This is a genomic window from Paenibacillus sp. 01L418 (assembly GCF_056400045.1).
Genome location: NZ_JBFTSN010000176.1, coordinates 1 through 12074, shown reverse-complemented (window position 1 = coordinate 12074; position 12074 = coordinate 1). Strand labels below are relative to the sequence as shown.

The 12074-nt window shown below is 44.3% G+C and carries 8 protein-coding genes; 1 reads left to right on the top strand and 7 read right to left on the bottom strand.

Features of this window, described 5'->3' with window-relative positions; all coding sequences use genetic code 11:
- The 6 genes from AC1DSE_RS19755 to AC1DSE_RS19730 form a co-directional block, all read right to left on the bottom strand.
- Positions 1-562, bottom strand: a 562-nt coding sequence (locus tag AC1DSE_RS19755) for a Ger(x)C family spore germination protein (protein WP_477528071.1), incomplete at its 3' end; no start/stop codon positions are given.
- A gap of 5 nt (positions 563-567) precedes the next feature.
- Positions 568-2046 (bottom strand): spore germination protein, encoded by a 1479-nt coding sequence (locus tag AC1DSE_RS19750; RefSeq protein WP_477509680.1) that lies wholly within the window; start codon positions 2044-2046, stop codon positions 568-570.
- Positions 2043-3125 carry an endospore germination permease gene (locus AC1DSE_RS19745; RefSeq protein WP_477528070.1) on the bottom strand — a complete coding sequence of 361 codons (1083 nt, stop codon included), beginning with the start codon at positions 3123-3125 and terminating at the stop codon, positions 2043-2045. Before AC1DSE_RS19745 ends, AC1DSE_RS19750 begins: the two co-directional genes overlap by 4 nt.
- Positions 3126-3340: 215 nt before the next feature.
- On the bottom strand, positions 3341-4381 hold the full coding sequence (locus AC1DSE_RS19740) for an NADH:flavin oxidoreductase (RefSeq protein ID WP_477509681.1): 1041 nt from the start codon (positions 4379-4381) through the stop codon (positions 3341-3343).
- Positions 4382-4577: 196 nt separating this feature from the next.
- Positions 4578-5153 (bottom strand): TetR/AcrR family transcriptional regulator, encoded by a 576-nt coding sequence (locus AC1DSE_RS19735; RefSeq protein WP_477528069.1) that lies wholly within the window; start codon positions 5151-5153, stop codon positions 4578-4580.
- A 68-nt stretch (positions 5154-5221) separates the two neighbouring features.
- Positions 5222-6676 (bottom strand): MFS transporter, encoded by a 1455-nt coding sequence (locus AC1DSE_RS19730; RefSeq protein ID WP_477509683.1) that lies wholly within the window; start codon positions 6674-6676, stop codon positions 5222-5224.
- Between the two features lie 158 nt (positions 6677-6834).
- On the opposite strand from AC1DSE_RS19730, the gene AC1DSE_RS19725 reads away from it, so the two are divergent.
- Complete coding sequence (locus tag AC1DSE_RS19725; protein WP_477509825.1) at positions 6835-7266, top strand: MarR family winged helix-turn-helix transcriptional regulator; 432 nt, start codon at positions 6835-6837, stop codon at positions 7264-7266.
- A 173-nt stretch (positions 7267-7439) separates the two neighbouring features.
- Here the strand turns inward: AC1DSE_RS19725 and AC1DSE_RS19720 are convergent.
- Positions 7440-12074 (bottom strand): family 78 glycoside hydrolase catalytic domain (locus AC1DSE_RS19720; protein ID WP_477528068.1); only part of this gene is annotated, 4635 nt, incomplete at its 5' end.

Below are 12074 nucleotides of genomic sequence, written 5' to 3'. Positions count from 1 at the left end.
GTTCATATATCTCTCCGATTAATCGGTGGAGCTTAATCGGTTTTATAGTAGAGCTTTGAGCATAAATTCCTTCCGGTTCATGGAGAATGGTGCTCAGCGGAGACTGTCCTAGAAAACCACCTGTGCTGAGAATATCCTTTACCGATTCTCTTGTCCCGAATACCCAAGGCGTTAAACGAAATTCATAATATCGAACAATACTATCGTAGATTTCTCCAAATCCTCTTTTGAAAGCCGCTTCACTCACGATAACAGAAGTCAAATGCCCCCAATAAATTCGTTCTTGTGCGGTTTGATATAGAGCAAAGAAGGACTCTTCAAAAGAGCTTCCTACCCCCTCGCCCACCCAAATTTTCGCTGTTTGCTTCTTTCCTTCAGTCGATTTAGCGATCGATTGAAAATCAACAAACTGGATATAACCGTGATATTTTCCATCCTTGTAGTCCACGCCAATTGCCGATGCATAATTCAATTTCTCAATATCCTTAACATCTGAAGCACAGCCTGAGATACATAACGAGAGGACTATCAGAACAAAAGTCAATCGTAAATTACGCATCATTTCTCTCACCTTTTCCTTTTGTTTAACATCGCCGAAGAGAAACGTGACCTTCTGAACGGATCAGCAAGCAACGCAGATAACCAGTCTTTCATTCGCAATGAGGATATCGGCTCTAGATAGGAAAGCCCAAACGAATCGAGCCTGCATAAATAGATCAGAATCAGAAACATGCACAGGAAGAAACCGTAAATGCCAAGCATAGAGGAAATTAACAAAATAAAAAGTCTGAGCAGGCTCACTGTTCCTGACAGCGACTGATTGACCAAACTAAATGTAGCTACCACCGAAATTGCAATAACAACAAGCAATGTGGGTGAAGCAAGCCCAGCCTTTATTAACGAGTCTCCAATAATTAAACCGCCGACAATACCGATGGTTTGTCCAACAGCTTTAGGCAGCCGAACGCCTGCTTCTCTAAGCAATTCAAATTGAAATAACAGCAGCAATGCTTCAAGGAAAGATGGCATAGGAACACCTTCACGAGATATGACTACTGTTGATAATAAGGAGAAAGGGATTTGATCCAGATTTACGGTCGCAATGGCAATCCAGAAGCCAGGTAAAAAAATACTTAGTATGAGCCCTATAATGCGAAGGGCTCTTTGAAACATGACATAAAAATAGGGGAAGTGGACATCCTCAGGTGATTTTAATAACTCAAAAAAGTTGCTCGGTCCGATCAGTACCATTGGTGATCCGTCTACAACAATGATAAATCTCCCCCGCAGAAGTGTTTCGATAACAAAATCAGGACGACCAATATAATCAATTAATGGAAACAGCGAGAAGGTTCGATCCGATAACCATTGCTCCAACTGCCCACTGCTTACCACACTTTCCAAATCAATGTTACTCAATCGTTTACGTGCTTCGGCTATCATTACCGGGTTCGCTTTATGACTAAGATAAAGCAAAGATACTTCGGTTTTGCTAATGTTTCCAATGACGAACTGCTCACTGAACAGCAAACCCGTTTGCATCCGTTTCCGAATGAGTGAGATATTCGTAAACAAATCTTCCGTGAATGCGTCTTTTGGCCCCTTAATTGAAATTTCTGTATTCGATTCCTGCAACGACCGCTGTGGAATCTTAGAAATGTGAACAACCCAAAAGTCCACTGCTCCTTCACAATATATAATCAAGCTGCCGCAAAATAAATGAGACACCATATCTTCAGCTGTCGTTTTTATTGCGAATAAGGGTAATTCGTCCACTTGAGCCTGTACTTCATCCGTACCGCATAACATGGCGTTTATATACTGGCACATGCGGGTGAAATAGATGTTCAACTCCGTTTTATCAACCATTCCTTCACAATAAAATGCCGTCAGCTTATCCTGCATCTCCAGTTGCGGCAATGGGGGAAATTGTACATCTGAGTAATTGGAGAATACATCTATCAATTGGCTCTTCCTTAGGCTTCCACTATGCAGGCTAGTTTCCAGATCAACAAAAAGCTTTGATTCTTCAAGCAGCTGATTCATTGGGCTTCCTCTCTTCGATGTGGCATATAGGTGATCATAAAGAGTATCGCCGTTATGGCTACTCCAAACCACAGTGAATAGGTATAGAAGTAGCGCTGAATGAACGCCTGCATGCTAATATCACTAATCATTAATAACGAAGGTATAGAAATGACAACTGTTATGMAAATCATAATCGTTTTTGAATATTTCTCAGAACCACGTCCCATAAGTTGAGCTAAAAAATAGATGATAAGGGCCGTTCTCACGATACTTCCGGCCATTAATTGAAAAGCTGCAAAAAAGTCTACATGCGAAATATGTCTTCCGATCATCACCAGCCTCCACTGCTCAAAAGCGGGAAACCGAAAATTTTCAGCCTGGATCGGCCCAAAGGAAGCTAAAGATCCTATAGTAGGTCCCATGATCAATCCCACTAATAAGGTAAGCAGCACAAAAACGGTGCTATAATTTAAAGGTTTCTTCAATTTATGCTGTAATAGAAGCAGCACCATGAGGTCTATGCTCCCGCCAAAAACGACCACTATTCCTCTCAGATCTGGACCTATTCCTTCTGTCAAAATGGGTTGCAGCATGCCGTAATCTTTGCTGTTCTTTGTCATAATAGCTACGCCGATTCCCAATATCCAAACGACAGGCAATAATACGGTAGACATATATACGATGGTTTTGAGTCCCCCTCTAGCAGCGCAGTAAGCCAAGAAAATAAAGCTGAGGATAACGATAGCACTCGGTGTTCTCGGGAGGAAATAAATATTGACGTTTTTTGTTGTATCAAAAACAATCATCATGCCGGCTACCAGTAAATATAGAGCGAATCCACCGCCAATGACATTAAAACCGATTTTTCCGATTCGGCCTTCAATCCAGCTTTGAAATGATAAAGTACTCATCGATTTTAAAATCCAATATAAGATCAGGCTCCAAACAATCAATCCAACATAAGCAAGCAGAATACTAATCCAGGCATCGCGTCCCGCTGCTTTTAACAGATGTGGAATGATTAGTACATGATTCGATATTCCGAGCGATAACAACAATAAAAAAATGATTTGAAGTCTAGAAAAGGATACTTCCACTGTTATTCACCTCCATTTTCCGGACAATATTTCATTTGGTATAATTACCCTCGAAGCGCCCAATTATGCATGGAGATGGAGCTTTATCCCATTTCACATCAATAGACCAATAATATGTATGCATGATTTAAATGAAATGTAAAAAAGCATGCTGCATTACGCAGCATGCTTACTCACCTATTATTTCCACCTGAAATAGCGATTAATATCCTGACTTAATTTAGTGTTTTTAATGCCTCTGAAGTAAATGGAATCAGCTCGTCTGTCCGGCCATCCCGGATTTTGGCTGCCCAAGCCGGATCAACCAATAGCGCTCGGCCGATGGCTACCATGTCGAACTCTTCACGCTCGAGCCTTTGAATCAATCCTTCAAGCCCGACGTTAGTGGCACCCTTTCCTTCTTGGAAAAGGCTAATGAAGTCGCCATCAAGGCCAACAGATCCAACGGTAATCGTTGGTTTGCCTGTAAGCTTTTTGACCCATCCGGCAAAATTAAGATCAGAGCCTTCGAATTCAGGCTCCCAGAAACGGCGAGTGGAGCAATGGAATATATCTACGCCTGCCTCAACGAGCGGGGCAAGGAACTGTTCCAGCAGTTCCGGGGTTTCTGCTAATTTTGCTGTGTATTCATTCGATTTCCATTGGGATAATCGCAGTACGATGGGGAATTCTGCTCCGACTGCCAGGCGGCAAGCTTTGACAACCTCTACCGCAAAGGTAGTACGTGCCAGCATGTCCCCGCCATAACGATCCGTGCGCGGATTAGTCTTCTCCCAAAGGAATTGATCAATTAAATATCCATGCGCGCCGTGCAGCTCAATGCCATCGAATCCAATCCGCTTGGCTTCCAGCGCTGAATGTGCGAATGATTGGACGATATCTGCAATTTCTGCTTCCGTATAATCGCCAACATGTCCGCGTGCTCCCATATGCCAAATTTGCGGAATAATCTTACCGCCTGCTTCATGTACTTCAGACACCACGTTTGCCCAGCCATTTAAGGCTGCTTCGCCGTAAAAATGGGGAATGTTCTGCTGATTGGATGCATCCGGGTGATTGATAATGGTTCCTTCAGTCACAATCAGTCCTACACCGTTCTCTGCTCTGTGACGATAGTAGGAAGCTACATTTGCACCTGGCACGCCATTAGGTGAAAATTGACGGGTCATCGGTGCCATGACGATCCGATTAGCTAATTCCAAATTTCCTAATTTGAAAGGTTTAAACAGCGGTTCTACGGTTTGAGTATAGTTCATAATAGCCYCCAAAATTAATTTTATAATGTTGCGTAATATAACAGGCAGTCGCCTGCAGCAATCTGCGCGATTTTAATGTGAATGTTCATCCAAAGGGAATTACCTGCCCACCACCTCCTTAAGGTTGTAGTGTTTGTTTATCATCTGAATTTATTTCATATTCTTGACTCATCGGTCAAAATCTTGGCAAAAAAAATCAAGGCAAAATCATTGCAAAAGATGTATGCAAGACCGCCTCGATTTGTTCACGAGCTGCGCCTGACTTCTCTAAAATTCTAGCGCCAGAAATAGCGTTGTTCAAATAAGCTGCAAGCTCTTTGCTGGAAAAACTGGAGGTGATCAATTGCTGCTGMTGACCGCTGCTCATGATTTTCTCTAGAACCTGTTCGGCTTCGAGGAACATGAGCTCGATTTCGCGAGTGACCTGCTCGTCCTCTTTTCCGAACTCCAGAGACGAATTGACCATTAAGCATCCTCGGCACATGGCTTCATCGTTTAGAAGAGATCTGCGTAATGAGTCGAGCTTCTCCAGTGGAGAAATGTTCTGCTCCTCCAGCTCTTTCAGTAACGAAATGCTCTGTTCGCGATAATGTGCTAAAGCCTTCAGGAACAAGGCTCTCTTGTCATGAAATACACAGTATAAGCTTTGCTTCTTAACTCCCGTCATACGGGTTAGATCCTCATAAGAGGTGGACTTAAACCCTTTGGACCAGAACACTTCCATGGACTGGTGCAAAACACGATCGACATCAAATTCTCTTGGTCTGCTCATGTGATAACCTTACCACGTTCTTGACTGTTCAGTCAAGAACGTGGAAGGATACTTAAAGTCATGCGGTTTTAGGCTGTTGCTCTTTTTGCTTTTTTCATAATGACAAGTCTCCAGCCAGTCAGCATTGCACATACTAAGCAAATGGCCGACGATGTCATGAATACAAGATGCATGCCTGAAAGGAAAATAGCGGGTTGGCCTGGAATCAAATCGGTTACCCGGTATCCGGATTTGCTGCTCATTTCGTGAAACAAGATGGTAGTGGCAAGCGTAATGCCGACAACCATACCCACGTTGCGAACCAGTGAGTTGACACTGCCGGCAGAGCCGAGCTGTGTGCGTGGAACCTTGGACATGATTAAAGAATTGTTTGGCGGTTGAAATAAACCGCTGCCGATGCCGAGCATAGCGATCCAAACGCCCACGAGCACAACAGAGCTGCCGTCATGCAGGCGGGCTAGCCCAAATTGTGCGATGACCATCACGATTAGCCCAGCGAAGGTGAGTGCTTCAGAGCCGATCTTATCCGATAATGCACCACTTATCGGAGAGATGACGACCATGCAGATCGGGAATAACATAAGCAGGAACCCTGCATAGAAGGGGGACAGCTCCAGCATATTCTGCGCATAGAAAGGTGCAATAATGTTAAAGCAGAAGTTAGCAGCAAACACAAGAAAGCCGCAAAGAATACTGAGTGAAAACAAAGAATTTCTAAATAGCGAAAGCTGCAACAGCGGATGAGGACTGCGAAGCTCCACTCCTATAAAAGCGATGAAAGCAGCGCCTGCTACGATCAGTGATAAAATAATCAGGCTGTCTCCATACCCTAATTGCTGACCAAGCAGCAGTCCAGCAAACAGCGCGATAATGAACACGGCGAACAAAAGACTGCCGGGAATATCGATTTTAGATTTTACCTTGATAAAGTCCGAAGGCAATACCTTCCATCCGAGGATAATGGCAATCAGTCCGATCGGAACGTTCACCCAGAAAATATATTCCCAGCCTAAGGTCGAGACAATAATGCCGCCCAAGCTAGGTCCCGCAATACTGCCTAACGAAACGAAGGTACCGATCAACCCAATCGCTTTGCCCCTCTCTGTGGACGGGAAAATATCGGTGACAATGCCCTGACTGTTGGCCATGGTCATCGAAGCCCCAATCGCCTGTATAACCCGTGAAGCGATGAGGAAGGGTAGGGATGAGCTTAGTCCGCAAAGCAGTGATCCAAAAATGAAAACGACCATGCCAATTTTGAAGATTTTTATTTTTCCAGCAATATCCCCCAGCTTTCCAAAGAAAAGTATGGCCGTGCAAATCGACATTAAATAGATGGTCGTCACCCACTCTACCTGCGCTAGAGGCAGATGCAGCTGCTTGACCAGCACAGGCAAAGCAATATTGACAATGCTGCCATCAAGCGTCGCCATAAACGTGAATAAATTTAATACGATCAGGATCATCCAACGTTTTTTCTGGATCGCCTCATCCTCTTGATAAGTTGCACCAATTGTACTCATACCTAGCACCTCATGCCTCTTTATTGATATATAGTTGCGAACGCAACCAAATAATACACCCAGTGTACTACAATGTAGTTGCGCGCGCAACCAATTTCATGTAGTGTTTGAGGAAAGGCTAATCGACGATTTGAAATTTATTTAAAGAGGTGCGCATGATGAAATCGAACCAGGAACCGATCGGCAAGCTGATCTCTCAGCTTCATCGCCAAAATCAAAAAAAGCTCGCTGGTGAGCTTTTGCCCTATGGTATCGGCAGTGGCGGGCAGCCAAGCTTCCTTAAGCTGATTCTGAAACAACCTGGCATAACACAGGATCAAATGACCAATGAGTTGAAATTTGATAAGGCTACAACGGCTCGTTCAGTAAAGCAGCTGGAGGAGTCCGGATATATCGAGCGGAGAGTTGATCCTAAGGACCGCCGCTCTTCCCTGCTCTACCCGACATCGAAGGCACTTAAGTTTGCTCCGGTGCTCCAAGCGATTCTTGCGGAAATAAATAACACGCTTGCCGAAGGATTATCAGCAGAAGAGATAGAACTATTGGTTACTTTGCTCCAAAAGATCAATAAGAATTCTGCGCACTTATAAGCGATTTTGTCAAATATAGAGCGAGAAAATCAGAGATAAGATCTGGAATACAAATGGAATGCAAAAAAAAAGAGCGGGTTATCTTTTCGATAACCTGCTCTTTTCCTTGTTCTTTGGCCCTGTGTCTTAACTTTAAGCATAACCATTATTTTTCTTAATCAATTACAAAAATGCTATTCTGTGCGCCACTCGTCGAGGATCATTTGGGCAACTGCTGCTAAAGTACGAATATCAATTGCTTTTATGCCTAGCACATCCGCTTTCTCAATTTCAGACCAGTTCGGATCTGCTGAGGTTACACCGTAGAATTTCGCAATAATCGATAGATCTCGTATCGTAACCTTCGTTTGTCCCTCGATTAATGTCACGATCTTCGCTGTGAATACTTGAACAGCTTTGTTTAGCAACGTTACAGCTTCATCCACCTGCCACTGGCTGCTGCCAGCATTTTTGGCCGTATTAATAGCTGCTTGAAGCGCCGCTTTTGATCCTGCAGCATACTTTCCAACCTTAGTCCCTTCAATCGCCCTGTCATGTTTCGTCTGTGCTGCTGCAATCGCAGCGTTCAATACGGTTCTGTCCACAGGAATCGATGGAATGACCGAGTCGGCAAACCGTTTCATAGCCGCATTCAAAGCATTAAGCGCACCAGCAACTTCCTCACCTGTCGCATTCGCATCATTCTTGACGGCTGTCGCGCTGTTGATTGCTGCTTGCAATACTGCTTTAGCTCCAATTGGATACTGACCAGGTAAAGTTCCTTCCACCGCAGCTTCATGAGCGGACTCCGCTTGCTGGATTGCTGTATTCAGCGCCGTTTTATCAGCAAGATTCACTTCGATTAATAGCGAAGCTTCGGACACATTCATTATCGTTCCTTTGCCATTCATCGATACTTCGAAATCAGACAACGATGCGGTCGTGTTGCCTGCCTTCGCTTCTGCCTTCACCTTACCGTGAAGGCTGAACAAAGGACCACCGTCGATGCCGCCTTGCTGCTCACCCGTGGTTGCCATAATGATTCGAATCTGGCCAAGCTCTGGTTTAACCGCACTCCCGAATACAGCGAAATTCGGCTTCAACGATTGAATGGCTGACGGATCTAACGCTTGAGATATGCCTTCTTTCACTGTCTGGAATTCAAACTTCTGCGGATCATAATGAAAAATAACATCAAGAGCCGTGAAATTCGAACTTATATTGTCCGTTCCAATTGTCCACTCTGCCAACTGCCCTGCTAAAACCATTGCAGGACCTGACAGTGTGGCCATATCTTTTTCTAAAGCAACTGCGCTTACTTTGACATTCAGTGCAGCTGTTTTTGCTCCATCTTCCGTCTTCGCCGTTATGAGACCTGTTAATGCTTCCGCTCCCTTATTGGTTGCGGTAACGGTTGCTTTGGTTACTGCACTAGCCTCATCATAATGAACATTCGTGACAACGATGTTCTCATGATTAGATACAAAATGCACATTTTTGTTTGTTGCATTCGCCGGAAAGACGGTAGCAGAAATTTCAATGCTTTCACCATCCTTCAATTCGATGGAAGAACGATCGAGCTTTAGTTCAGTAACAGGAATAGTTGCGCTTACTTCGAAACGCTTGATTGCTTGCGTCATACCATTGCCTGCAACCACTGTGTAAGTTCCCGAAGACGCATCTTTTTCTATTAAATAGGATTCACTAAATACACCGCCAGGCAATTCTTTATTGAACAACATTGCTTGATCCGGCCCTAGTACCTTTACCTCCACTTTATCGAGTGTCGTATACCCCGCTATCGTTACGGAGTCCCCAGCTACTCTAGCAGGAATATCCTGTAATGAGACATATTCTGCGTTCAGCGGCATCGTCCAAACGTCGGCAATCGAAGGATCATAATTGCGTCCTTCCTCATCTTCTTGGAACCGAACAGTCACCTTGCCATTCTTTGTTAAAGAGATATCGTCTACAACAAATTGATAGGTTACAATACCTCGGCTATCTTTTTCATTCACGCGGCTGAGCACTTTCGTTCCGTTTACCAATACATAATAATCTTTCATTTGTGCCCGATCATACGTTTCGATTGCCCTAATGATGAAAGGTTTGCCTGGCTCAACGGCCATATCAAATTGGAAATAACCATTTGCGTCTCCATGATTAACATATCTTCTCGTTAATCCCTCCTCAACATTTGCACCGGACTGAGCGGAAAACTTTACATTATGTTTTTGTTCAGAGCCTTGTTCGCCAACGTCTACATGATCGTAAAAGTCTATCGGCGGGTTTTTATATCGCACTTGAATGGCCGTACTGCTCTTGGCTGCTTCAGCTCCATTAAACGAAGCAATCGCATGCAGCTCAGCAGCCGTTTCAACGGCAAGAAGCGGTGATTTCACCTCAAAACTAATATTCTTTTCTTCACCGGCTTCAAGGCTATAGGCTTGGCGTGCAGGGGAAACCGTCCAGTTTAAAGGAGCACTGAGCTCAATAGTTTCTTCAATGGAAAAGCTTCCTTTGTTTTGAATGGTTGTATTAACCGTTGCTGTACCGCTAGGCTCGATTGTTGCTGGTTCAGCCTTTAATGCTTTGATAATAATTGGCGAATCGATCTTTATTGTCGTCTTCAAAGGCACTTCCACTGTTGCATCATTTATTTTGTAGCTTCCGCTGCCAACTATACTCAATAGGCTAGTGGGTTTCTGTTGCTCCGACACTTTCACTAGGAATGCAGCAGCAAACGTTTCACCTGGTTTAATGACAGCTATTTGGTTATCTCCTATCGAAGTGACTTCCCATCCTTCGGGCTTCTGGAGAGTATAACGCACATCATTAATGCTCGCATCGCCATCGTTAGTTGCTTTCACTTCAACTGTAAATGTATTTCCGGGCAGTACGGATAGCTCGGAAGGGCTAATTAACCACTTTATTCCTAGCTTTTCATTACTAATGGCTGACAAAAACGTTGTTGCGTTTGAAACAAGATTTACTAATTTTTTAGCAATAGCGTCGTTTATTGACCCAGCATCTCTTTGTTCTTGCAACCATAGCTGTAAACCGTCTGTTTCAAATAAAGCATGATGAACTTGCTCGATAAAGAGTGCATCATCACCGGCTTTGTACGCCTCAATACTTGCTTCAATTCGGCTTGCAAGCGCCTCGCCTTTACCTGAAAGTGCCTGAGTTTGTTCGCTGCTGAGCTCTCCATTATTGGAATAGCTTATTACTTCATTTTGAAATTTCTCCGCCTCATCAAGTGCACTGCCTAAATCTCCAATAATAGGATCAACTACAAACTGATAATCACCCGAGCCTACAGTGAATACCGCATTGCCTTCCTCCATACCAACAAATTGTACACCTTCCACCGACAATGCAAATTGGCCGCTCTCTGTTACTGCCCACTTGCTGTCAGCAGGGATATAGACCGTAGCCGTTGTGTTTGCTGGAATCGTGACATGCTGGCTAAAAATATCCCCTTCTTTTTTCCAATCGCTTACAATCATGCCGTAAACAGAATTGTACGATCCTTTGGCACTAGTCAAATCTCCGCCAGGTCGAGGTTTAATCAAAATATGCTTATAACCCGGGCTTGCAGGGTCCTGTTGAATGCCGGCAATATTTTGATACATCCAGTCTCCGACTGCTCCATAAGCATAATGGTTAAAGGAGTTCATGCCAATGTCTTGGAAACTGCCATCCGGCTTAATAGAATCCCAGCGCTCCCACATCGTAGTCGCACCATTTTTGATCTGATATCCCCATGAAGGATAAGTGTCATTGTTGAGCAATCGGTAAGCAACATCCAAATGTCCCGTTTCGCTCAATACCGGCAATAAATCTCTCGTCCCAAGAAAACCGGTTGATAAATGCCAGTCGCGCGCTTTAATCAGCTCTACCAAATGATCCGCCGCAGCTTGACGTTTCGATTCGGGAACCAAATCCATGTACAAAGCCAACACGTATCCCGTTTGGCTATTTCCTTTAACTTTTCCATCTTCGCTAACATAGGCTTTAATAAACGCTGCTTTCACTTGCTCATAAAGCTGCTCGTACTTGTCGGCATCCTTTTGACGGCCGATGGCATGCCCCATTTCGGATACCAGTTTTGTACTGTACGCAAAATAAGCGGTAGAAATTAAATCTCCTGGCGTTGGATCATTCACATCCAGCCAATCACCATACATGGACGACGGACGAATTAGCCCAGAGCTATTTTTTCTCATATATTCGATCCAGTGAACCATTTCATCATAATTTTCTTCAATAACACGGATATCTCCGTAACGCTGCCAAATGGTATACGGAACGGTAACGCCAGCATCCCCCCAGCCGGCATTGCCTCTTTCTCCGAGAACATTAGGCGCTACATCGGGAAAAGCACCGTTAATCGATTGTCCATCTCTCAAATCTCTCATCCATTTGCTTCCTATAAACTTTGCCACGTCCATATTAAAAGCAGCAGCTCCAATAAAGACATTGATGTCACCGGTCCAACCCAAACGCTCGTCACGCGCAGGCGTATCGGTAGGAACCTCCAAGAAATTGCCTCGCTGCCCCCAAGTAATATTGCTTTGCAGTTGATTCAACATCGCACTAGAAGTTTCTAACTTGCCGCTAAACGGTGCTGCTGTATGCATGACCATCCCTGTAACGGCATCCATACTCGGCACACCGGGATAACCCGTTACCTCCACATAACGGAAACCATGAAACGTAAACTTCGGCTCATATACTTCATCTCCGCCGCCCTTCAAGGTATAACGGTCCGTTGCTTTTGCCGCACGCAAGTTTGCTGTATAGAAGGTCCCGTCCGGGTTCAACAC

What these genes read in the sequence shown, in the direction of transcription:
- AC1DSE_RS19725 (WP_477509825.1), top strand. Translation starts at nt 6,835, where the DNA reads ATGAAATCGAACCAGGAACCGATCGGCAAGCTGATCTCTCAGCTTCAT.
- AC1DSE_RS19740 (WP_477509681.1), bottom strand. Translation starts at nt 4,381, where the DNA reads ATGAACTATACTCAAACCGTAGAACCGCTGTTTAAACCTTTCAAATTA.
- AC1DSE_RS19750 (WP_477509680.1), bottom strand. Translation starts at nt 2,046, where the DNA reads ATGAATCAGCTGCTTGAAGAATCAAAGCTTTTTGTTGATCTGGAAACT.
- AC1DSE_RS19730 (WP_477509683.1), bottom strand. Translation starts at nt 6,676, where the DNA reads ATGAGTACAATTGGTGCAACTTATCAAGAGGATGAGGCGATCCAGAAA.